The organism is Pseudostreptobacillus sp. (genome assembly GCF_977040545.1).
Window position 1 is genome coordinate 16984 of record NZ_CDRRBS010000001.1, and the last position, 25043, is coordinate 42026.

22 protein-coding genes are annotated in these 25043 nt (G+C 27.2%); 5 read left to right on the forward strand and 17 right to left on the reverse strand.

Annotated features, from left to right (window positions below; translation table 11 throughout):
* Positions 1 to 139: 139 nt before the first annotated feature.
* Positions 140 to 1345 (forward strand): threonine ammonia-lyase, encoded by a 1206-nt coding sequence (gene ilvA / locus ACWYO2_RS00080; RefSeq protein ID WP_455514461.1) that lies wholly within the window; start codon positions 140 to 142, stop codon positions 1343 to 1345.
* Between the two features lie 73 nt (positions 1346 to 1418).
* On the opposite strand, the gene ACWYO2_RS00085 is transcribed toward ilvA, so the two are convergent.
* From ACWYO2_RS00085 to hrcA, 7 genes are read right to left on the reverse strand one after another with little or no spacing between them, the layout of a single operon-like run.
* Positions 1419 to 2048, reverse strand: coding sequence for a DUF421 domain-containing protein (locus ACWYO2_RS00085; protein ID WP_455514481.1), 630 nt, complete (start codon positions 2046 to 2048; stop codon positions 1419 to 1421).
* Entirely contained in the window at positions 2045 to 2494 is a 450-nt protein-coding gene (locus ACWYO2_RS00090; protein WP_455514462.1) for a DUF3290 family protein, read from the reverse strand. Before ACWYO2_RS00090 ends, ACWYO2_RS00085 begins: the two co-directional genes overlap by 4 nt.
* 38 nt (positions 2495 to 2532) lie before the next feature.
* Positions 2533 to 3681, reverse strand: coding sequence for a molecular chaperone DnaJ (gene dnaJ, locus ACWYO2_RS00095; RefSeq protein WP_455514463.1), 1149 nt, complete (start codon positions 3679 to 3681; stop codon positions 2533 to 2535).
* A complete protein-coding gene (locus tag ACWYO2_RS00100) occupies positions 3681 to 4550 on the reverse strand; it encodes an aldose 1-epimerase family protein (protein ID WP_455514464.1) in 870 nt (289 codons plus the stop codon). The genes dnaJ and ACWYO2_RS00100 overlap by 1 nt, the downstream gene beginning before the upstream one ends.
* 39 nt (positions 4551 to 4589) lie before the next feature.
* Positions 4590 to 6401: a molecular chaperone DnaK gene (gene dnaK / locus ACWYO2_RS00105; protein WP_455514465.1), complete on the reverse strand. Its 1812-nt coding sequence runs from the start codon at positions 6399 to 6401 to the stop codon at positions 4590 to 4592.
* Positions 6402 to 6412: 11 nt separating this feature from the next.
* Positions 6413 to 6967 (reverse strand): nucleotide exchange factor GrpE, encoded by a 555-nt coding sequence (locus ACWYO2_RS00110; protein WP_455514466.1) that lies wholly within the window; start codon positions 6965 to 6967, stop codon positions 6413 to 6415.
* Positions 6968 to 6980: 13 nt separating this feature from the next.
* On the reverse strand, positions 6981 to 8009 hold the full coding sequence (gene hrcA, locus ACWYO2_RS00115; protein WP_455514467.1) for a heat-inducible transcriptional repressor HrcA: 1029 nt from the start codon (positions 8007 to 8009) through the stop codon (positions 6981 to 6983).
* Between the two features lie 146 nt (positions 8010 to 8155).
* On the opposite strand from hrcA, the gene fni reads away from it, so the two are divergent.
* The 3 genes from fni to sstT are packed head-to-tail and all read left to right on the forward strand — an operon-like array spanning position 8156 to position 11058.
* Complete coding sequence (fni, locus tag ACWYO2_RS00120; RefSeq protein WP_455514468.1) at positions 8156 to 9091, forward strand: type 2 isopentenyl-diphosphate Delta-isomerase; 936 nt, start codon at positions 8156 to 8158, stop codon at positions 9089 to 9091.
* Positions 9092 to 9100: 9 nt separating this feature from the next.
* Complete coding sequence (locus tag ACWYO2_RS00125) at positions 9101 to 9865, forward strand: gamma-glutamyl-gamma-aminobutyrate hydrolase family protein (protein ID WP_455514469.1); 765 nt, start codon at positions 9101 to 9103, stop codon at positions 9863 to 9865.
* The gene (sstT, locus tag ACWYO2_RS00130; protein ID WP_455514470.1) at positions 9862 to 11058 is read left to right on the forward strand and encodes a serine/threonine transporter SstT; all 1197 of its coding nucleotides are present in this window, start codon (positions 9862 to 9864) and stop codon (positions 11056 to 11058) included. The genes ACWYO2_RS00125 and sstT overlap by 4 nt, the downstream gene beginning before the upstream one ends.
* 66 nt (positions 11059 to 11124) lie before the next feature.
* On the opposite strand, the gene ACWYO2_RS00135 is transcribed toward sstT, so the two are convergent.
* The 8 genes from ACWYO2_RS00135 to gyrB all read right to left on the reverse strand — a co-directional run bounded on the left by ACWYO2_RS00135 (position 11125) and on the right by gyrB (position 22379).
* Positions 11125 to 11796 carry a thiamine diphosphokinase gene (locus ACWYO2_RS00135; protein WP_455514471.1) on the reverse strand — a complete coding sequence of 224 codons (672 nt, stop codon included), beginning with the start codon at positions 11794 to 11796 and terminating at the stop codon, positions 11125 to 11127.
* Between the two features lie 2 nt (positions 11797 to 11798).
* Positions 11799 to 14210 (reverse strand): phenylalanine--tRNA ligase subunit beta, encoded by a 2412-nt coding sequence (gene pheT / locus ACWYO2_RS00140; protein WP_455514472.1) that lies wholly within the window; start codon positions 14208 to 14210, stop codon positions 11799 to 11801.
* A gap of 10 nt (positions 14211 to 14220) precedes the next feature.
* Positions 14221 to 15237, reverse strand: coding sequence for a phenylalanine--tRNA ligase subunit alpha (gene pheS, locus ACWYO2_RS00145; protein ID WP_455514473.1), 1017 nt, complete (start codon positions 15235 to 15237; stop codon positions 14221 to 14223).
* Between the two features lie 15 nt (positions 15238 to 15252).
* Positions 15253 to 16575, reverse strand: a complete 1323-nt coding sequence (locus ACWYO2_RS00150; RefSeq protein ID WP_455514474.1) for a hypothetical protein — start codon at positions 16573 to 16575, stop codon at positions 15253 to 15255.
* Positions 16568 to 17023 (reverse strand): YfcE family phosphodiesterase, encoded by a 456-nt coding sequence (locus tag ACWYO2_RS00155; RefSeq protein WP_455514475.1) that lies wholly within the window; start codon positions 17021 to 17023, stop codon positions 16568 to 16570. The genes ACWYO2_RS00150 and ACWYO2_RS00155 overlap by 8 nt, the downstream gene beginning before the upstream one ends.
* Positions 17024 to 17027: 4 nt before the next feature.
* Positions 17028 to 17801: a GntR family transcriptional regulator gene (locus ACWYO2_RS00160; protein WP_455514476.1), complete on the reverse strand. Its 774-nt coding sequence runs from the start codon at positions 17799 to 17801 to the stop codon at positions 17028 to 17030.
* A 12-nt stretch (positions 17802 to 17813) separates the two neighbouring features.
* Positions 17814 to 20297: a DNA gyrase subunit A gene (gene gyrA / locus ACWYO2_RS00165; protein ID WP_455514482.1), complete on the reverse strand. Its 2484-nt coding sequence runs from the start codon at positions 20295 to 20297 to the stop codon at positions 17814 to 17816.
* Between the two features lie 132 nt (positions 20298 to 20429).
* The gene (gene gyrB, locus ACWYO2_RS00170) at positions 20430 to 22379 is read right to left on the reverse strand and encodes a DNA topoisomerase (ATP-hydrolyzing) subunit B (protein ID WP_455514477.1); all 1950 of its coding nucleotides are present in this window, start codon (positions 22377 to 22379) and stop codon (positions 20430 to 20432) included.
* 307 nt (positions 22380 to 22686) lie between these two features.
* Here gyrB and ACWYO2_RS00175 point away from each other — a divergent pair, with 307 nt between their 5' ends.
* The gene (locus ACWYO2_RS00175; RefSeq protein ID WP_455514478.1) at positions 22687 to 23262 is read left to right on the forward strand and encodes a HEPN family nuclease; all 576 of its coding nucleotides are present in this window, start codon (positions 22687 to 22689) and stop codon (positions 23260 to 23262) included.
* A 172-nt stretch (positions 23263 to 23434) separates the two neighbouring features.
* Here the strand turns inward: ACWYO2_RS00175 and ACWYO2_RS00180 are convergent, their stop codons facing one another.
* Together ACWYO2_RS00180 and tuf are read right to left on the reverse strand one after the other, a co-directional pair.
* A complete protein-coding gene (locus tag ACWYO2_RS00180; RefSeq protein WP_455514479.1) occupies positions 23435 to 23797 on the reverse strand; it encodes a Rid family detoxifying hydrolase in 363 nt (120 codons plus the stop codon).
* Positions 23798 to 23856: 59 nt separating this feature from the next.
* Positions 23857 to 25041: an elongation factor Tu gene (tuf, locus tag ACWYO2_RS00185; RefSeq protein WP_455514480.1), complete on the reverse strand. Its 1185-nt coding sequence runs from the start codon at positions 25039 to 25041 to the stop codon at positions 23857 to 23859.
* Positions 25042 to 25043 lie beyond the last annotated feature (2 nt).

Consider the following 25043-nt stretch of genomic DNA (forward strand, 5'->3'; position numbering starts at 1 on the left):
CTATTAAATTATTACATATATTTAATATAATTATAACTAGTTTAAAGGTGAGTGTCAAGAAAATAATATAACAAAAAAGTATAAAAAAAATTTTTTCTATGTTATACTATAAATATATAACATAAGGAAGGTAAATACTATGATTAAATTAAAAGATATAGAATTAGCTTATGACAATATTAAAGATTCAATAAAAAGAACACCACTTATAGAATGTCCTTTATTAAATAATATTACAGGGGGTAATGTAAGGCTTAAACTTGAAAATTTACAAAAAACAGGATCATTTAAAGTTAGAGGTGCATTAAATAAAATAAAAAACTTAACAGATGAAGAAAAAGCTCGTGGAGTTATAGCATCTTCTGCTGGAAATCATGCTCAAGGAGTAGCTTTGGGTGCTCGTGAATCTGGAATTAAAGCGACTATTGTTATGCCAAAATTTGCTCCTATTTCTAAAATTGAAGCAACTAAAAGCTATGGTGCTGAAGTAGTTCTTCATGGAGATACTTTTAATGACGCTTATTTAAAAGCACGTGAGATACAAAAAGAAAATGATTATGTATTCCTACATGCTTTTGATGATGATGTTATTATTGCTGGACAAGGTACATTAGGACTTGAGATTTATGAAGATTTCAAAGATGTTGATATAGTTCTTTGTGCTGTAGGTGGCGGAGGTATAATGGCTGGAGTAGCTGTTGCTCTTAAAGAACAAAACCCAAATATTAAATTAATAGGAGTAGAAGCTGAAAATATGGCCTCTATGAAAAAAGCTTTAGAAAAAGGTAAACCTTATCTTGTAACTGGACCTACAACTATAGCTGATGGTATAGCCGTTGGTCAAGTAGGACAAATTCCTTTTGAAATATTTAAAAAATACGTAGATGATATAATCACCGTAAATGAAGATGAAATAGCTCAAGCTATACTATTTCTACTTGAAAAATCAAAAGTTGTTGCAGAAGGAGCAGGAGCTAGTGCACTTGCGCCATTGCTATTTAACAAAATAGATGTAAAAGGTAAAAATGTAGCAGTTATAATTTCTGGTGGAAATATAGATATAACTAATATAGAAAAAATAGTTAATAGAGCTCAAATAGTACAAAAAAGAAGAACAAAATTAAATATACGTGTTAAAGATATTATAGGAGAATTGAGTAAAATAACTAAATTACTTTCTGAAAATCATACAAATATACTATATCTTAATCAAACAAGATATTGTGAAAAACTTCAAAGTAATGAACAATTATTAGAAGTTGTTATAGAATGTGTAAGTAAAGATCACTTAGATAGTGTTCTTAATATTTTAAGTGAAAATAAAATTGAATATAGTATCGTATAAAAAATAATTAAAAAAGTGTACTTAGATAGAAAGAACAATGAACATGTTCTTTTAAAGTACACTTTTATCATTTTTAATATGTTGTAATAAAAAGCTGTTCCTTTTCATATTCACATAAAAAAACTTCTCTTAAATTATATCCTTGCTTTTTCAATTCATCAAGTAACCATTCTTCACTTTTATCTATTATTTCCAAAACATTTTTCTGTATAGTTGCATCTGTAATCAAAGGAAATTTAGTATTTTCTTCTCCATATTGAACTACAATAAGTTGTCCATTTTGTTCAAGTATTGCCTGTTTTACTTTATTTACACTATATACGTTTTGATTTCTAAGCTTAAATGAAATCTCTTGTGCTGTTAATCCTGCTCGTCTACAACCCTCAACATCAATAATCCCTTTTTTTATAAGTATAACAGGTTCACCATCTATCATTTTTTTCAAAAAATGATTATTAGTTTTAATCCATTTTAAAGCTAAAACTAAAAAAGACCATAATAATAGTATTATAAAATACTGTAATAATGTAATACCAGGATTATATATAACTCCACCTATTATACCCCCTAAAACATAATTTTGTATCTGATCGCTTGCACTTGATGGAGCAAGATTACCCTTACCTGATATATTAATAACAAAAGTTATAGATAAAAGTCCTAATGCAAGTTTTAATCCTATTATTAAATATGCAATCATTATTTTTTTACCTCCACCAACTCTATATCTGGATTTAATATATTCAATCTTTCAAACATATATGTATTATCACTTTTTATAACTCTATAATACCAATCTTTAGTTTTAATAACTATACCTATATTATTATCATTTGAACGTGTTATATATATTTCATCTTTAGGTACTCCTAATTTATTAGAAGCTTTTTCAACAATATTTATCGAATCATAATAACTGCTATTTATAGCATTAAAATTTCTATAATCATTAATTTTAAGACAAGAAAACAAAACTATAGCTATCATAAATAATATTATTAATTCTCTATATTTACTATCTCCATTAGATTTAAAATACATAAATACCGAAAATATTATTATACCTAAAAATATTATTAATATTATCATTTGAAAAATATTTGCTGATAATATATGTTCTTTTAAATATTCATAAGAATAAAATTTCATGATTAATCCTCTTTACTAATAAATTTTCTTATAAATCTTTAAGAAAATAAATCCTTTAATTTGTCAAAAAATGTTTTACTTTGTTTTTGATTTTTTTCAGTCAAACTATCATCAAAATTAATTAATTTTTCTTTTTGTTCACTGTTTAATTTAGTAGGAACTTCAACAAAAATTTCAACTATTTGAGATCCTATGCCATAACTATGTTTAATTCCAGCATCTCTTATTCTCATTTTAGTTCCATTTTGTGTTCCTTCTGATATTTTTATTTTAGTTTTACCTCTTAAAGTTGGAACCTCTATTTCCCCTCCTAAAGTTGCTAATTTAAAGCTTATAGGCACTTTACAATAAACATCTATACCATTTCTTGTAAATATTGAATGACGTTTCTCTCTAATTTGTATATATAAGTCACCATATTCACTTCCGTGACCTTCATAATTTCCACCAGATCTAATAACTAATCTTGAACCATCTTCTACACCTGCTGGTATTTTAACAGTTTTCTTTACATTTTCTCTCTTTGTTGCTTTACCATTACATTTATCACACTTAGACTCAGGTATACTTCCTGTTCCATGACAATTACCGCATTCTACATGAACTCTACTCATTCCAAATATACTTTTCTGAACTTCTTCTGTATATCCTTTACCATTACATTTAGAACATGTTTTAGTTTTACCGTTTTTAGCTCCTGTTCCATGACAACTATCACATTCTCCGGTTCTCGTATACTCTAAATCCTTTTGTACTCCATCAGCTATTTCTTCTAATGTTAATTCTACAGTATAAAGAAGATCATCACCTTTTTTTCTAGATTGTTGTTGTTGTCCAAAACCACCGAATCCACTAAAGCCTCCAAATCCACCTCCGAAAACATTGTTTATAATATCTTCAAAGTCAAATCCTGCTCCTCCAAATCCAGAACCATTACCAAAACCACCATTTTCAAAAGCAGCATGACCATATTGATCATACATTTGTCTTTTTTCTGAATCTGAAAGTACTTGATAAGCTTCATTTAATTCTTTAAATTTTTCTTCAGCAACTTTTTTTTCTTCTTCACTTGCATTAACCATTCTATCCGGATGATATTTTAGAGCTGCTTTTCTAAAAGCTTTTTTTATTTCATCATCACTTGCATTTTTACTTATACCAAGTAATTCATAATAATCTTTTTTCATTAATTACCTTTCTTAAATTCAAATTTTAATATAGCATTAAATTCTGAATTAGATTCTAGTTTTTGTATTCCTTCTTTTTCTTTTATATCTCTTCCTTGATTAATGTTATCATTTATACCAAACCATGGTTCTATACATACAAATGGAGCTTTCAATGATTTCCAAAAAGCTACATACGGAAATCCTGTAAAATCAACCATTACTTCTTTATCGTTATTTCTTGATTTAATAAATACTTTATTAGAATTTAAACCTTTAAAAGATATTGCATCTTCTTCAAAATTATTATCTAATATTTCTATAACTTTTTTATTTTCTTGCTTTGAGAAAAATTCTTTTAATCCATCATAAAATCCACTTTCATGCAATCTATATTTACTTGCACTTTCTTCTTTTTCAAATTCTATATAGTTTACATTTTCATAATTTTCTTCTAATAAAAATGCAGGATGCGCTCCTATAGAAAAATACATATCTTTCTCATCTATATTTTTAACTAAATATGATAAATTAAATCCCTTACCTGTAAGTGTGTATTTCATATAAAGTTCAAATTTAAATGGATATTTTTTTAATGTTTCTTCTGTTGAACTAAATTTAAACGTAACTTCATCATCAGTTAAATATACTACTTCAAATTTATTATCTCTTGCAAATCCATGTCTTGTAGGCATAGAATATTCAACACCTTCATATATATATTTACCTTCTCTTAGACCTCCAACAAACGGAAATAACACTGGAGAAGTCTTAGGCCAAAAGTCTTTTTTGTTCCACATAAACTCTTCAGCATCTAATTTTAAAGATTTAATCTCTGCTCCCATTTCTTCAATTTCTGCAGTAACACAACCACTTCTTAGTACTATCATAACATTTCTCCTTTTTACAGAAGAAATAGGTCAAATGACCTATTTAACTTCTTCTGCTTCTACTATATTATCATCGCTATCATTTTTATTTTCTGAATTATCTGCATTTGCTTGTTGTGATGCTGCTTGATAAATTCTTGTTGCAAAACCTTCGCTTGCTTTAGATAATTTATCTATAGCACTTCTAATATCTTCTATGCTATCTCCATCTTTAACTTTCTTAACTTCTTCAATTGCAGCTTCTATATCAGCTTTTTCATTTCCTTGTAATTTATCTTCATTTTCTTTAATAGTTTTTTCAGTAGCCATTACTAATTGATCTGCCATATTTCTAGCTTCTATTAATTCTCTAAATTTATTATCAGCTTCTTCATTAGCTTCTGCTTCTTTCTTCATTCTTTCTACATCATCTTTACTTAAGTTTGATGAACCAGAAATTGTAATTTGATTTTCTTTACCTGTTCCTAAATCTTTCGCAGAAACATGTACTATACCATTTGAATCTATATCAAAAGTAACTTCTATTTGAGGTATTCCTCTTGGAGCTGCAGGTATTCCTTCTAAATTAAATTGTCCAAGAGAATGGTTTTGTGAAGCTTGTGCTCTTTCACCTTGTAATACATGTATTGTAACTGCTGTTTGATTATCTGTCGCAGTTGAATAAGTTTGTGATTTTTTAGTTGGTATAGTTGTATTTCTTTCTATCATTTTAGTAAATACTCCACCCATTGTTTCTATTCCTAATGAAAGTGGTGTTACATCAAGTAATAATACATCTTTAACATCTCCAGCTAATACTCCACCTTGAATAGCAGCTCCCATAGCAACTACTTCATCAGGATTTATAGATTTATTAGGTTCTTTTCCAAAATATTCTTTAACCCATTCTTGAACTGCTGGTATTCTTGTTGATCCTCCAACTAATAATACTTGTTCTATATCTCTTACTGATAATCCTGCATCATCTAATGCTTGTTTTACTGGACCTTTAGTTTTTTCTACTAAATGTTTAGTTAATTCATTAAATGCTGCTCTAGTTAATTTCTTTTCTAAATTCTTAGGCCCTGTCGCATCCATTGCTATGAAAGGTAAAGAAATTGTTGTTTCAAGTGTTGAAGATAATTTTTTCTTAGCATCTTCAGCAGCATCTTTTAATCTTTGATATGCTTGAGGTTCTTTTCTTAAATCTATTCCGTGTTCTTTTTGGAATTCATCTGCAAGCCAGTTTATTACTTCTTCATCAAAATTATCTCCACCTAAATGATTATTACCTGCTGTAGCTTTAACTTCTACAAGACCTGATCCAACTTCAAGAACTGATACGTCAAATGTACCTCCTCCTAAGTCAAATACTAATATTTTTTCTTCTTTTTCCTTATCTAATCCATAAGCTAAAGCTGCTGCTGTTGGTTCATTTATTATTCTCTTAACTGTTAACCCTGCTATTTCCCCAGCATCTTTAGTTGCTTGTCTTTGTGCATCTGTAAAGTATGCAGGAACTGTAATTACTGCTTCTTTAACTTCTTCTCCTAAATAACTTTCAGCATCTTTTTTAAGTTTCTTTAAAGTCATTGCTGATATTTCTTGTGGTGTATATTTCTTAGAATGTATATCTACTTTATAGTCACTACCCATATGTGTTTTGATTGAAATTACAGTTTGTTTAGGTTCTGTTATTGCCTTTCTTTTAGCTGTAGAACCTACTATTATTTCTCCATTTGATTCTATTGATACTACTGATGGTGTAGTTCTTTCTCCTTCTGCATTTGGTATTACAGTAAATGCACTTCCTTCCATAACTGCTACACATGAATTTGTTGTTCCTAAATCTATTCCTATTATTTTACTCATTTCTATTCCTCCTATTTATTTTCTTCTTCTATTTTATTTATTACAACCATTGATGGTCTTATTACTCTACCTTTTAATTTATATCCTTTTTGAGATACAAAAACTACTGTATTATTTGCTTTTTCTTTGTCTGATATAGTAGTTATAGCATGATGTTCAGTTGCATCATATATTTTATCTTGTGCTTCTATTTCTTCTACTCCTTCATGCTTTAACATTTCTTTAAAATTATTAACACTCATATTCAAACCTTCAATTAAAGCTTCCATATTATTTGTGTCATTCGTTGCAAGTTGAGCTCTTTCTAAATTATCTAAATTTTCTAAAACTTTAAGTATTATATCTTTAGCTGCATATTCTTTAAAATCTTGAAGCTCTTTTTCTTTTCTTTTAGAAAAATTTTGAAAATCTGCCATTTTAATCGCATACGCTTTTTTATATTCTTCAAGCTCTGCTTTAATTTTTTCTAGTTCATTTCCTTCTTTTTCTACATTTTCAACTTCTTCTTTTATCTCTTCTTGTTCTTGAATTTCTTCCTCTAATTTATCTTTTACTTCTTCTGACATTTCGCCTCCTAATCTATTTAAACTCTAAAAATTTATTATTCATATTTTGATTTAAAACTTTTTTTAACATAACTACAACATAATCTATTATACCTATAAGTTTTGCATAATCTACACGTGTTGGGGTTATAAGTCCTAATATTCCTTTATCATCTCCAAATTCATAACACCTAAATATGAAAGAATAACCTTCAAACTTACTTAATCCAATATCTTCACCAAATACTACATTTGTCTCATTAACATCATATTCAACACTTTTAGCTAATTTTTTAAATATATCTTTAACTTCATTTTTATTATTTATCGTCTTCATTACTTCTAATAATTTATCAAATTCTATATCATCTTTTAATAAATAATCCATTCCATCTACAAATACCTTATTATCTCCAAAAGTATATCTTTTATCTATTTCAAGATCACTATTCCCTATATTATTTAAGAATATTTCAAGTTCTCTTAATGTAAATGTTTTATGAGTAGTTTCTAGTAAATTTTTCATATATTGATTAAGATTTTCTATATTATCTTCACTCATATAAGTATTTACTGTTAATACTGATGTTTTTATTATATTATTTTTCAAAACAACTACTACATATATATTAGTATCAGTTATTTTAATAAATTGTACTTTTTTTACAATTTCTAAATCAGAAGATGGTTCTATAGCAATAGCCATAGTTTCTGAAATATTTGACAACATTTCAACTGTTTCTTTAAAGATTTGATCTGTTTCATTTATTCTTTTTTGATAAGACATAAAAATTTTATCTTTAATCGTATCTTCTAAATCAGAATTAGGAACAACATCCTCTATATATCTTCTATATCCTTCTATAGTAGGTATTCTTCCTGAAGATGTATGAGTCTTTGTTATTAAACCCATCGTTTCAAGATCTGACATCACATTTCTTATAGTCGCAGATGAAACTCCTATATTATATTTCTTTTCTAAAGTTCTTGATCCAACCGATTCACCATTATTTAAATAATGGGTAACTATTATTCTAAAAACCTCTTTTTCTCTATCGTTCAAGTATTTCACCTCCCATTAGCACTCATACTCTTATAGTGCTAGTATATATCATTTTGGAAAATATGTCAATAATTTTTTTAAATTTTATTTACTTTTTTTACTTTTATTGTTAATATATCCTTAAAGTAATATTTTAGGGAGTTTTTATGAATAGAAAAGATCAACATTTAGAACTAGCATTAAAGCAAATTGAAAAATTTAACTCTTTCGATAAATATAGATTAAAGTATTTTTCATTACCTAAATTTTCATTAGAAGATATAGATCTACAAACAAGTATTTGTGGCATAAAAATAGATTTCCCATTCTATATTAATGCTATTACTGGAGGTAGCTCTTTAGGGGATAAAATAAATAAAGATTTAGAATATGTTGCTAAAAAAACTAATATACTATTTTTCCCAGGATCATATAGTCCTATACTAAAAGGAAAAAGCACCTACTATCCTAAAGGATTTGGTTTCAATTTAGGTATAGATAAAAATGTAGATGAATTTATAACCGGAATAAAGGCAACAAATCCAAAATTTATTCAAATACACCTAAATTTAATACAAGAATTATTAATGCCTGAAGGAGATCACAACTTTTCAGATTGGAAAATAAACTTAGAACATATATTAAAGAAAATTGAAATTCCAATAATTTTAAAAGAAACAGGATTTGGTATGAATAGTGAAACAATGGAAGAACTTATTTCTATGGGAGTTAAATGTATAGATATAAGCGGTACAGGAGGAACAAACTTTGCAAATATAGAAAATATAAGAGCAAATAAAAATAGAAAATACTTTGAAGAAATAGGATATGATACCTGTAGTTCACTTGAATATTCTAAAAAATTTCAAAAAGATATAGATATACTTGCAAGCGGAGGAATCAGAAATCCTTTAGATGTCGTAAAAGCTTTATCTTTAGGGGCAAAAGCTGTAGGAATTTCTAAACAATTTCTTAAAATTTTAATAAAACAAGGTAGAGATGAACTTATAACCACAATAGAAGATTGGAAAATGGAAATTAAATATTTAATGTTAATTTCAAATTCAAAAAATATAGAAGAATTAAAAGGTAAGATATATTAAGGAGGAAACATGGAAAGAAAACCAATAATAGGAATATCAGCAAGTCTAACTTACGAAAGAGAAGATTCATCATTAGGTTATGAAACAGCATTTGTAAGTCAATATTACATAAAAAATATAATAGATGCAGGAGGTATACCTTTAGTATTACCTATAACAGATAATTTAGATGTTATACATTCATATATCCAAAACATAGATGGATTACTTTTAACTGGAGGATATGATGTAAATCCTGAATTATATAATCAAGAACCTCATAAATTATTAAAGGAAATATTGCCTGAAAGAGATCATTTTGAGCTACATTTATTATCTGAAGCTTGTTCTAATTCTAAGCCAGTTTTCGGTATATGTAGAGGATTACAACTAATAAATTCTGGATTCGGAGGAACCTTATTCCAAGATTTATCTCTTGCACCATTTGAAACCATCAAACATACACAAGAGGCAAAATTAAGTACAGAAACCCATTCTATAAACCTTTATGGTATTCTTAAAGAAATTATAGGGAGTGATAAATGCTTAGTCAATTCATATCATCATCAAGCAATAGATAAACTTGCTAACGGATTTGAAGTTGTAGCTTGTGCAAACGATGGAATAATAGAGGCTATATTTACTCAAAACTCTAATCTTTGGATATTAGGTGTACAATGGCACCCAGAATTAATAGTTAAGAATAATAATAATTCAAAAAAAATATTTGAATTATTTATACAAAAATCAATTGAGAAAAATAAAGAACAAAAAGAAAGGATCAATAATTTATGATTGAAAAAATAAAAAATTTAAGTTTAATAAATAAAATACTTATAGGAATGATATTAGGAGGAATATTGGGTATATTATTTCCAAAATTTACTTTAATATCAATTATGGGTAATCTTTTTGTAGGGGCATTAAAAGCAATAGCTCCTCTACTAGTTTTCTTTCTTGTAATTAGTGCAATAGCTAATAGAAAAGAAAGTGGAAATACAAATATGAGAAATATTATATTACTATATCTATTAGCTACATTTGCTGCTTCTGCTACAGGGGTTATTGCAAGTTTCATATTTCCAGTACATATAGAGCAATTGAATAATATAGACACTAGTTCTATAACACCTCCAGGTAATATATACGAAGTAATACAACAATTACTTTTAAAAATTGTAGATAATCCAATAGCTGCGCTTGCATCAGCAAATTATATAGGTATTTTATCTTGGGCAGTTATATTTGGAATAGCTTTAAAAGGAGCAAATTCTCATATTAAAGATTTACTTGAAACATTAGCTGAAGCTACTTCACTTGCACTAAAATGGATAATACATCTTGCACCCTTAGGTATAATGGGACTTGTTTTTAAATCAGTTTCAGAAAGTGGATTAAACATATTTACAGACTATTTACAATTACTTGCCGTTCTTATCGGTAGTATGGCTTTTGTAGCATTAATTCTTAATCCCATAATAGTATTTTTAATGATAAAAGAAAATCCATATCCATTAGTATTTAAATGTTTAAAAGAAAGTGGACTAACTGCATTTTTTGCTAGAAGTTCAGCTGCTAATATACCTATAAATATGAAAATTTGTGAAGACTTAGGTTTAGATAGAAGCGTTTATGCAGTATCTATCCCACTAGGAGCAACTATAAATATGGCAGGTGCCGCAATTACTATATCAGTTCTTACTTTAGCTGCTGTAAATACTTTAGGAATACAAATAGATTTATTAACTGCTTTAATACTTAGTATATTATCAGCACTATCTGCTTGTGGTGCTTCAGGAGTTACTGGTGGTTCACTATTACTAATACCTGTTGCTGCAAGTTTATTTGGTATATCAAATGATATAGCTATGCAAATTGTATCAATAGGATTTATTATAGGAATAATACAAGATTCTTGTGAAACAGCATTAAATTCATCATCTGACGTATTATTTACAATAGCTGCTGAATATCATAATAAAAAATAATAAAATAAAAATTAGGCATGAATATTAAAATTCAAGCCTAATTTTATTTACATATATTTTCAAAATTTAATTTTCTTTTCTTAAAAATAGAAGTATTTTACCTTCAATACATTCTATAGTTGCCAAATCATCTGCAACTATATTACTAACTAATCCCATAGTTGAGGGTATATCTTTACCATCTAAATTATACACAAAACCTTTAAGTATTAAATTTTTAATATTAGTAAGAGGTACAGTAGATGCAATATATCCTTTTTTATCTTTTATTTCATATTTTTTATCAATATACACTACATATTCATTAGAAGATGTAATAAAAACCATATTAGGATTATTTTCCAATAATTTCAAATTAGATAAAGTCATATCAACTCTATAACCTGTAGCTCCAAAAACAACAGCATCTATATCCGTTTTTATTTGTATTATTTCATCATTAAATCTCGTATTCATATCATAACTGAGATTTAATATATCCATCAAAACTAATTCAAAATCAGTATAATCCTTATCTCCAGAAAATTTAACTATCCTTACATTATTTGATCTAAAATATTCTAAAGCTTCAGAAGTTATAGAATCAAGATCCCCTAATATTACATTAGGTAATATTCTTTCTTTATACGCAAAATTTGCTCCTCCATCTGCACAATATATTACTCTATCTTTTAATAATTCTTTATATTCTTCTATAAATTCAGGATATTCACCATTTAAAAATATAGCATATTTCATAATTATCTTAATTCCGCATCAAATTCTTTTTTAAGTTTTCCTACTATTTTATCCATAACACTATTAATATCTTTTTCTTCAAGAGTCTTATTATCATCTCTCATAACTATACTTATAGCAACTGATTTAAACCCAGGTTTAACTCCTATACCTCTATAAATATCAAATAATTCAACTTTTTCTATTAATTTATCTACTTTTTGTATAGATTTAATCATATCACCTACTAAAACTTCTTCTTTTACAACAACAGCAATATCTCTAGGAACAGATTGATATTTACTTAACCCCTTATATTTTACACCTTTATTAATATATTTTAATAATAAATCTAAATAAATTTCAGCATATATAACACGATTTCTATCAATTTCCATATTTTCTAAAACATCAGGATGTATTTCACCAAACGTTCCAATTAACTCTTTACCTACAAATAAATCAACACTTCTTCCAGGATGGTATGAAGAATTTATACTTCTTTTAATTTGATAAGATTTAAAGTTTAGTTTTTCAAACATAGCTTCAACTATACCCTTCATATCAAAGAAATCATAACTTTCAGGTTTAGGTGCCCATAAATTTTTAGTAAATGAGCCACTAAGAACTATTCCTAAAGTTTCTCTTTCACTCACTCTTTTTTCATTAATATATACAGATTTTTCTATTTTATCATCAGATAAAACAAATCTCTTAGAAACCTCAAAAAATCTAATATCTTCTTGACCTCTATTTAAATTATCCTTAACATTTTTTAATAAACTATACATTAAAGTAGGTCTTAAAACCGAAAATTCTTCAACTATAGGATTTTTTAAAGTTATTATATTTTCAGAATCTATATTCATATTAAGTTTTTCAAATGAATTCGCCGGTATAAATGAGTAATTTATAACCTCTCTTAACCCTAAATTAGAAACAAGCACTTTAATATCTGTTGTATATTTAGTTGTATCGTTTAATCTATTTTCTGAAAGAGTAATTTTAGGCATTTTATTTTCTATATTATCAAAACCATACATACGTATTACTTCTTCAAAATAATCAAACTGATTAATTAAATCTCCTCTAAAACTTGGAGCTGTTAATTCTAAAGTATCTCCTTTATCAACAACTTTTATTTCTAATTTATTAAATATTTCTATAACTTTTTCTTTTGGAATAACCTTACCTATAAATCTATTCATTCTATCTAAAGATAATTGACATATATTTTTCTCTTTTTTAACAGGATAGACATCATTTATATCACAAACTTCTCCACCTGCTATTTCAACGATTAAATCAGTTAATCTATTCATAACATAATCAAAGTTTTCAGTATCCACAGCTCTTTCAAATCTATATGAAGATTCACTAATTAAAGAATGTCTTCTACTTGTTCTTCTAACTGAGATATTATCAAAATGAGCTAATTCTATTAATATATTATTAGTATTTTCACTTACTTCTGTATTTTCTCCACCCATAACGCCTGCAAGTGCTATTACTTCTTCCCCATTTCTAATTACTATATCATCATTTGATAAAATTCTTTCTTTAGAATCTAAAGTAGTAAATTTTTCATCATTTCTAGCTTTATCTACTATAATTTTATTAGACTTCAATTTATCAAAATCAAATATATGATTAGGTTGATTTGTTTCTATCATAATAAAATTAGAAATATCTACTAAATTATTTATACTTCTTATACCCATAGATGCTAGCCTAGTAACAAGCCATTTTGGTGATGGTCCAACTTTTACATTTTTAATAACACGAGCCATATATCTCTTTGATAAATTATCTTTTATATTAATATCAATAAGTTCTTCAGAAACTTTATGATTATTAATTTTAGGCATTTTTAATTCAGTATTATAGTAAGCTGAAAGTTCTCTAGCTATACCAATATGAGATAAACAATCAGGTCTATTAGGTGTTATCTCTAACTCAAATACAGTATCATTTAAATTATAGTATTCATTTAAAGGAATACCTAACTTTGTATCTTTAGGGAATATTATTATACCTGAATTATCATTGCCCACTCCAAGTTCTGTTTCAGAGCATAACATACCGTTAGACTCTATTCCTCTTATCTTACCTTTTTTTATAACAAAATCTTCACTAAGCTTAGCACCAACTTGTGCCATAGCAACTATATCACCTTCTTTATGATTACTAGCTCCACATACAACTTGTGAAACAAAAGAACCATTATCTACCTGGCATACAGTTAAGTGATCTGAATCTGGGTGCATTTTCAACTCTAAAATTTTAGAAGTTAAAATATTTTTTAAATTTTCTCCTTGTAATTCAATATTTTCAACCTCTTGACCTATCATAGTTAAAGCATTTTCCAATTCTTTTATATCTATATTTTCATCAAGATTAATATAATCTTTTAACCAATTAAGTGAAATTAACATATTTCCTCCATTAAAACTGTTCTAAAAATCTAATATCATTTTCAAAGAATGCTCTTAAGTCATTTATTCCATATTTCAACATAGTAATTCTTTCAACTCCTATACCAAAAGCAAATCCTTGATATTTTTCTCCATCTATTCCGGCATATTCAAGAACCTTAACATTAACCATACCTGAACCTAATATTTCAAGCCATCCAGTTCCCTTACATGTTCTACAACCTTCACCTCTACATACTCCACATTCTACATCCATTTCTGCACTAGGTTCAGTAAAAGGGAAAAAGTGAGGTCTAAACCTTACGTTTCTATCACTACCAAATATTCTTCTTACAACACTTTCAAGTATTGCCTTAAAGTTAGAGAAAGATACATCTTCTCCAACCATTAAACCTTCTATTTGATGGAACATAGGTGTATGTGAAACATCATAATCAGGTCTATAAACCTTACCTATAGATATCATTTTAAATGGTGGTTTATGCTCTTTCATATATCTAATTTGAACTGGTGATGTTTGAGTTCTTAATATTACATCATCATTTATATAGAACGTATCTGTCAATTCTCTTGAAGGATGAGTTTTAGGTATATTTAATGCATCAAAATTTAATTTTACCTCTTCAACTTCAGGCCCATCAACTATATCAAATCCCATTTCACTCATAATTTCTTTAACTTCTATTAAAGTTTTAGTAATTGGGTGTAAACTAGATTTTTCTAAACTTCTTCCTGGTAAAGATATATCTATAATCTCAGATTCTAATCTTGCTTTTTTTACTTCTTTTTTTAACACTTCAAGTTTAGCATCTATATCGTTTTGTATTTCATTTCTAAACTCATTTGCAACAGCTCCATATTCTTTTCTTTTTTCAGCTACAATATTTCCTATTTCTTTCATAGCAGAAGTGAATAGACCTTTTTTACCAAAGTATTTAATTCTTAATTCATTAAATCCTTCAATAGAAGATATATCTTGTATCTCTTTAAGAGCTTCTTCTCTTATTTTTTTTAAATCATCAAACATTTTTCCTCCACTTCATCATTTAACTTTTACTATATTATTTGATTTAAGTACATTAATTAACTCTTCTTTATCTATATATATTTTTTGTGCTTCAAAGTTATTTAATGCTTCAAATCCTACAATATTAGAATTTTGTTCATACATAACACCTATATATATTAATTTATAGACAATATTAATATTATTTAAACCTACTATTTCTGTAATACTTAATTGATCTTTATTAACTTTTTCTAAAATATAGTATTCTTTTTTCCCATCTTTTGCATTACCTTCATATATACCTGTAATATCATCATGTATACTTTTAGATATATATCTTCCATCATATTCATTTAAAAAATTAAATAAACTATTAACATTTATATTTTCTATATTATTTACTATTTTAGGAACTTTATCTATGTATACTTTTGTTTTAAGATTACCTGTTTTTAAACCTAAAAATTCCTTATTCTCTATATCATAACTAACATTAATTGATTTTTCTTCATTTCCAACTAAAGCTTGTTCTGGATTTTCAACTTCATAATTAACTCCTTTTAGATATAGCATTCTAAAAGCTGGATCAATATTATTTGCATTAACTTTCTTCATATTTATACTACCAACTAAATATACATCATCATTATTATGAATATAGTTTTTAACCATATATTCTAAAGGATTAAATTGTTTAACAGAATAATTAATATATAAATTCCATGATACTAAAGAAAATAAAAGAATAATTGATGATAAAAATATACCTAAATTTAATTTAGCAAATTTAATATCATCTGATTTATCTAATATCTCTCTAATATTTAGAATTATTGCACCCAATGTTGAAAATAGAATTATAAATAACAATATTATTATTATATCTCTAAAATCAATTATTTTTTGAACTCTTCCTAATAAATACATTGCATTTTCAAAACTTAAACCATATTCTCCTGTTGTTATACTATTTAAAGCATAAAATACATCTCTTGTAATATATACATAAAAAACAGTACTCATAGATGATACCCATATCATAACAGTGCTAGCTTGTAATAATCTATTATTTTCTTTTTTTATCACTCTATAAACTATGAAGGCAGCAAATACAAATAACAAAATCAATAAAAATAAACGATTTGTAGCTCCCAAAAATTGTATAGCTTTTAAATCTACACTTTTTGTTGAAAGTTTAGTCACTAATGTTATAAAATCTGTTTGATTCGTTATACTTCCTTTTAAATTATATGCTAAATCCATAATCTTAAATACTAAAAGAAGTTGAGTTATTAAACAAAGAGATAAAAGCCATACCATTACCGTCTCAAACATTTTAACACTTTTTTTAAACATTTCGTCCTCCTTTAAATTCTATATTGCCATCTTGATATATTGCATATTCATGATTTACTATTGCACCAGGATTAACAAATAAAATATTATTAAACTTACTTAAATGCTGTATATGTGTATGACCAAAAATCACCATATTAGCATTTTTTTCAACGCCCATAGTATATATACTATTCATATTTCTTTTAACATCAAATAAATGACCATGGGTAAGTATAACCTTACCTAAGCCATCTATTTTTATTTCTTCTATATCTATACCCGTATAATCATCATAATCACAATTTCCTCTAACTATATATACTGGAATATCAAAAGCTAAATTTAAATCATATGCATCACTACTATGATCACCTGCATACATAATTATATTTGGATTTTCTTTTTCTACTACTTCATAAAGATATTTTACATCTCTATGAGAGTCTGAAACCAATAATATTTTCATAACATCACCCTATAAATATTGGAGTTTTAGTATTTTCTAAAACTTTAACTCCAACTTGTCCTGTTAATTTTCCAATTAAAAGAGAATATCTCAAATTACCCATAAGTAACATATCATATTTAGAAGAATACTCTAATATTATTTTAGATGGATCCCCATTTTTATCAATAATATTACATTGTGACCCAAATCTTTCAATAAGTCTATTTTCATCTTCTACATTTACTCTTAATACATCTATATCCTTAACACCAAATATATTAAAATATTGATATACAGTAGTATTTACCCTATATCCTCCATCATTAAGCATAAGTATATTATCAAAATTATAATCAGTATCAGTATTTGATAATATTATCATTGGCTTATAATGATACTTTAACAATCCATTAAGATTATCACTCAATCTATTACCATCATTTTTACAAACAACAAGTAAATCATAAGCTTTTAATTCTTCTAAAACTACATCTAATATTGTTCCTTCTAACGTATAAACTTTTCTAAAATATGGTTCAAGTTGAATATAATAATCATTATACTTATCATTTTCAATAGTTCTATATTCTTTCGCCAAATCTACTGTATTATTAACAACACCTAGACCTTGTATTGTCAAAGGTAATTTTTCATAAATTTCTAAATTTTTAACATATACAAGGTCATTTTCAATATTATCTCCAAATTTTTCTTTAAGGCTTTTTGAAAATTTAATTATTTCTTTTATTTCAGTATCATTAGTTAGTAAAAATAGAAATCTTTTAAATCTTTCCATAACTTATAACCTCTAATCTTCTACATCTTCCTCTTTGCTTTCAGAAATAACCCTATCAGCTGAAACTAAATACTCATCTTTATGTTTTAGTTTTTGTATTCTAACACCTTGAGTACTTCTTCCTATTACAGATAAATCTTTAATAATTGTTCTAATAACTGTTCCACTAGAAGATATAGCTATAAGGTTAATTTCTCCATTTTCTACTTCATTTTCTTTAATTATCGCAGAATAAACTACAAAATTATTTTCTCCTACTAACTTATAATTCTTAAGACCTTTTCCACCTCTCGATTGAGTCTTATAATCTTCTAATGGTGTTCTCTTACCATACCCTTTAGAACTTATAGTAAGTACAGTTAATTTTTCAATATCATCATTACTATTAATGATATCAGCTGAAACTACAGCATCACCTTCATTTAATTTAATTGCTCTAACTCCTGCTGCACTTCTTCCCATAGAACGTATATCTTTTTCACTAAATCTAATAGCTATTCCATCTTTAGTTGCTATGAATATTTCATCATTTCCACTTCCTGATGTTACACCAACAAATTTAACTTCATCACTATCATCTTTAAATGTCAATGCTTTTTTACCATTTTTATTTATACTTCTAAATTCTTCAAGCTTAGTTTTCTTAATTATTCCACTCTTAGTAATAAATACTAAATCTCTTGTGTCATTTTCTTTTTCATCAACTCTAATAATTACACTTACCTTTTCATTTTCTTCAAGATCTATAATATTTTGAATCAATTTACCACGTGCTTGTTTAGAACTTTCAGCAATTTCATAAACCTTAGTAGAATATACTTTACCTTTATCACTAAATATCATAAGCTTATCTAAAGTTTTAGCAGTGTATATATCCTTAAGAACATCATCTTCAACTGTAGTTGTACTTGATACTCCTTGTCCACCTCTTTTTTGTGCTTTATATGCATCTAGTGACATACGTTTAATATATCCTTTTTTAGTTATAGTAACTATAACATCTTCATTTTTAATTAAATCTTCTATTCCTATTTCTAATCTATCATTCTCAATATCAGTACGTCTATCATCACCGTATTTTTCTTTAAGCTCTAAAACTTCATTTCTAATTATTTCATATACTCTTGAATCATTAGCTAATATATCTTCTAAATCTTTAATTAAAATTAATAATTCTTTATATTCATTTTCAATTTTTTCTCTTTCAAGACCTGTTAATCTTTGTAATCTCATATCAAGTATAGCTCTTGCTTGTATATCTGTAAAATCAAATTTTTCCATCAATGCTATACGAGCAGTATTACCATCACTTGAACCTCTTATTATTCTAATAATTTCATCTATATGATCTAGTGCTTTTCTAAACCCTTCTAATATATGAGCTCTTTTCTTAGCTTTATTTAATTCATATCTAGTTTTTCTTACTATTACATCATATCTATGTTCTAAGTATTTAACTAATATTTGCTTTAAATTTAATACACGAGGCACATCATTAACTAATGCAAGCATTATTATACCAAAAGTTGTTTGAAGATCTGTAAATTTATATAAACTATTTAAGATCAATTCACTTTCTTCACCTTTTTTTAATTCTATAACAATTCTTGTATCTGTTTTACTTTCATCCCTCAAATCAGATATCCCTGTAATCCTTTTATCTTTAACAAGTTCTGCTATTCTTTCTATAAGTTTAGCTCTATTTACTTGATAAGGGATTTCTGTAATTACTATTGATTCTTTTCCTGACTTTTTATCTTTTTCTATATGCGTTTTACCTGAAACTCTTACCTTACCTCTACCTGTTTTATACGCTGAGTATATTCCTGATTTACCGTATATTATACCTCCAGTTGGAAAATCAGGTCCTTTAATATATGTAATTAATTCATCAACACTAATATCTTTATTATCTATTAAAGCAACTATAGCATCTGATACTTCTCTCAAATTATGAGGTGGAATATTCGTAGCCATTCCTACAGCTATTCCAGTAGTTCCATTTAAAAGTAAATTAGGAAGTTTAGCCGGAAGAACTTTAGGCTCATCTAAACTTTCATCAAAATTCTTTCTCCAATCTATAGTATCTTTATCTATATCCACAAGTAATTCTGATGTAATTTTTGCCATACGAGCTTCCGTATATCTCATCGCTGCAGCTGAATCTCCATCAACAGACCCAAAGTTTCCATGTCCATCAACTAACATATATCTAGTATTAAAATCTTGTGCCATTCTTACCATAGAATTATACACTGCACTATCTCCGTGTGGATGATATTTACCTAATACTTCCCCAACTATTCTTGCTGATTTTTTATACGGCTTATCATAACCCATACCCATATCATTCATAGCAAATAAAATTCTTCTATGAACTGGTTTTAATCCATCTCTAACATCTGGTAATGCACGAGAAACTATAACACTCATAGAATAATCTAAATATGAATTTTTAATTTCATCTTCTATGAATATAGGTATTTCATTAGACATTTCTGTTCTACGCATTACCTCTAATACTTCAGCACTATCTTCCGTATTATCTTCTGTTTCTTCAATAATTTCTTTTTCTAAATCATCAAATTCATCATATTTATCCGACATTTTTCACCTCTATCTTAAATTTTATATATCTAAATTTCTAACATAAGTTGCATGCTCTTCAATAAATGCACGTCTTGGTTCAACCTTATCTCCCATTAATATATTAAACATTTGATCTGCATACTGTGCATCTTCTAATGTTACTTTTAAAAGTGTTCTAACCTCTGGGTCCATTGTAGTTTCATAAAGCTGTTCTGGATTCATTTCTCCCAACCCTTTATATCTTTGTATATTATATCTTCTATTTTCTCTTTCTATAACTGAGGTAATTGCTTTAAGTTCAGCATCTGAATAAGCATACTTAATACTTTTACCTACTGTTATTTTATACAATGGTGGTTGAGCTATATATATGTGTCCACGATTAATTAATTCTCTTAAATATCTATAGAAGAATGTAAGCATAAGCGTTCTAATGTGAGCACCATCAACATCGGCATCTGTCATTATTATTATTTTATGATATCTTAATTTTTCAACATCAAATCTATCAAGTATACCTGTACCAAACGCTGTTATCATATTTTTTATTTCTGAATTTTCAAGTATCTTGTGTTCATTAGCTTTTTCAACATTCAATATCTTACCACGTAATGGAAGTATTGCTTGAAATTCTCTCTTTCTTCCTTGTTTTGCAGAACCTCCTGCACTATCTCCTTCGACTATAAAGACCTCTGAAATAGTTGGATCTTTCGATTGACAATCTGCAAGTTTACCAGGAAGTGAACCAAATTCAAAACTATTTTTTTTAGTAACTGCTTCACGTGCTTTTTTTGCTGCCTCACGAGCATCTTTAGATATAGATATTTTGTTTATTATAACCTCAGTTTCTTTAGGATTATCTTCTAAATACATTTTAAGTTTATTAGAAACTACACCAGATACTATTCCTGTTGCTTCTGTTGTCCCAAGTTTTGATTTAGTTTGTGATTCAAATTGAGGTTCTGGATATTTTAAGTTTATTACGCAAACTAACCCCTCTCTAACATCACTACCTTGAAAATTACCTTTTTTACCTAAAGTACGTGCCATATCATTCATTATACGAGTTAAAGCTGTTCTGAATCCTGATACGTGAGTTCCTCCATCATATGTATTAATATTATTAACAAATGAATATTCTCTTGTATCTTGAGCATTTCTATAAGTCATGGCAATTTCAACTTCTGAATATTTATCAGGAAGTGGATTCCCATCATCATCAAATTCATTTTTAGATAAAACAACTTGATCTTTCATGTATATTACATTACCTATAATATTATCTCCATCTGAGATTTCTCTTACAAAATCTTTTATACCACCTTCAAAACAAAAATCAACTTGTTTAATATTTTCCTTATCTCTTTCATCTATTAAAATTATTTTTAACCCACTATTTAAATATGCTAATTCTTTTAATCTTCTTTCTAATACCGAATATTCAAAATTTATATTTTCAAATATTTCTGCATCAGGTTTAAAACTAATAGTTGTACCATGAGCATTTTTAGGAGCTTTTCCTATTTCCAACGCTTCAGTTATAGGTTTACCTTTTGAAAATGTTTGTCTTACAACTTTACCATCTCTTGTAACCGTTGCTATTAATTCTTCTGATAAAGCATTAACTACTGATACTCCAACTCCATGAAGCCCTCCTGAAAATTGATAATTTGAATTATCAAACTTACCTCCTGCATGAAGTACTGTCATTACAACTTCTAAAGTTGATTTCCCTGATTTATGAGTTTCTGTTGGTATCCCTCTACCATTATCTGTTATTTCTATCACAGAATTAGGCAACATTTTAATAGTTATCGTATCACAAAATCCTGCTAAAGCTTCATCTATACTATTATCAACTATCTCCCAAACTAAGTGATGCAATCCACTTGTTCCAGTAGATCCTATATACATTCCTGGTCTTACTCTAACAGCTTCCAATCCTTCTAAGACTGTAATACTATCTCCACCATAATTTTTATCTGACATATTCCCTCCACATTATTTTCTTTTATATATAATTATAGCATAAAATCAAGATTTTTTAAAGGTTTACGATAAAAAAAGAACCTTAATTTAACAGTAATTTTGCCATAAAACAAATACAAAATTTGAGTTTAAAAAATATTTTACACATTTTAAATTTTATATTCTAAGTAGTTTTAAAAAATGTTGACTCGATATAAAAAAATGTTAAAATCAATTCATATTAGAAGAAATATATTAATTAAATAAATTTCATCAAAAACAGTTTATTAATATATAAAATCAAATCAATTTATGGAGGTATTTATTTATGGAAAATCTATCAAAACATTCTGATAAAAATATAGAAACTATTCTTTCACAAGCACTTACAATAACTACACTAATTTATGAATTACATAAATCAAATTTTTTAAAAAGTGATTTTTTTAAAAATAATTGTTTTAAAGAAGACAACGATAATAATTCTAAGTTTAAAGAAATTTTAAATAAATACGGTATTGGAAATACGGCTACATTACAAATGTTTTTATATATATTATTAGTTATGCCTAAAGAAATTTTGAATGACAAACAATTTCAAAATAAACTTAACAAAAAAATGAAAACTCTTAATTTTTCTATAGAGACTTCTTATCCTAATGAGAATAAAGAAAATGTTAATCTTTATAAACGTATAAGAAATGCAGTTGCACATTCTAGATGTTTTTATACTACAGAAAACAATATAAATTATGTAGAATTTAAAGATAAATTAACTGACGAAAATAAAAAAGTATTTAAATGTAAAATTAAAATGGAAATTTCTCAAGTTGGATTAATGTTTTTAGAAGTACAAAAGAGTATGATGAAGTTCCTTAATAACAAAATAAATAAAAGTTTATAACACTTAAATTATAAAATATATATTAGTAAATTACATATTTAAATTTAATATTATCAAAATAAATAATCTAAGGAATTACATTTTTTTTAATGTAGTTCCTTATTTTCTTATAATCTCAAATTTCAAATTAAAAAGCCAAATAATAGAATCAATCTAAAATTTGGCTTAATAGTTATTTAATATACGCTATTACTTCTATTTCTACAAGTCCACCTTTAGGTAATTTAGCCACTTCAAAAGCTGATCTTGCAGGATATGGTTCTTCAAAGAAAGTTGCATAAACTTCATTAACATTTACAAAATCATCTATACTATCTAATAACACTGTAGTTTTAACTACATTTTTAGTAGTTAACCCATTTATTTCAAGTATAGTTTTAATATTTTCTAATGATTGTTTAGCTTGTTCTTCCGCCGTTTTTCCTTCTATAAGGTTAGTTTCTGGATTAATTCCAAGTTGACCTGAAATATATAGAAAATCTCCTGCTACATAAAATGCTGAATAAGGTCCTACTGCGTTAGGTATTTTTTTCATGATTACTCCTTTGTAAAAATAGCCTAATAAATTAGGCTATTTTATATATTTTAATTTTATTATTCGTTAATATCTGCAACTACTCCTGATGCAACTGTTCTTCCACCTTCTCTTATTGAGAATCTTAATCCTTGTTCAATTGCTATTGGGTGTATTAATTCTACTGATACTGATATGTTATCTCCAGGCATTACCATTTCTACTCCTTCTGGTAAGTGTACTTCTCCTGTTATATCTGTTGTTCTGAAGTAAAATTGTGGTTTATATCCTGTGAAGAATGGTGTATGTCTTCCCCCTTCTTCTTTTGTTAATACATATATTTCCCCTCTGAACTTAGTATGTGGATGTATTGATCCTGGTTTTGCTAATACTTGTCCTCTTTCTACTTCTTCTTTCTTTATTCCTCTTAATAATGCTCCTATATTATCCCCAGCTTCTCCTGAATCTAATAATTTTCTGAACATTTCTATTCCTGTTACTGTTGTCTTTGAAGTTTCTTTTATCCCTACTATTTCTACTTCTTCTCCAACTTTAACTGTTCCTCTTTCTACTCTTCCTGTTACTACTGTTCCTCTTCCTGTTATTGTCATAACATCTTCTATTGGCATCAAGAATGGTTGATCTACTGGTCTTTCTGGTGTTGGTATGTATGAATCTACTTGATTTATTAATTCAATGATTGCATTTTCCCATTTTTCTTCTCCATTTAATGCTCCTAATGATGATCCTCTTACTACTGGTATTTCATCTCCTGGGAAGTCATATTCTGATAATAATTCTCTTACTTCCATTTCTACTAATTCTAATAATTCTTCTTCTTCTACCATATCTACTTTATTTAAGTATACTACTATGTATGGTACTCCTACTTGTCTTGCTAGTAAGATATGTTCTCTTGTTTGTGGCATTGGTCCATCTGCTGCTGATACTACTAATATAGCTCCATCCATTTGTGCTGCCCCTGTTATCATGTTTTTTACATAATCGGCATGGCCTGGACAGTCTACGTGTGCATAGTGTCTGTTTTCTGATTCATACTCTATATGAGCTGTATTTATTGTTATCCCTCTTTCTCTTTCTTCTGGGGCTTGATCTATGTTTTCAAAATCTACTTTTTGTGCTAATCCTTTTGCCGCTAATACTTTTGATATTGCTGCTGTTGTTGTTGTCTTCCCGTGATCTACGTGTCCTATTGTTCCTACGTTTACGTGTGGTTTACTTCTTTCAAATTTTTGTTTTGCCATTT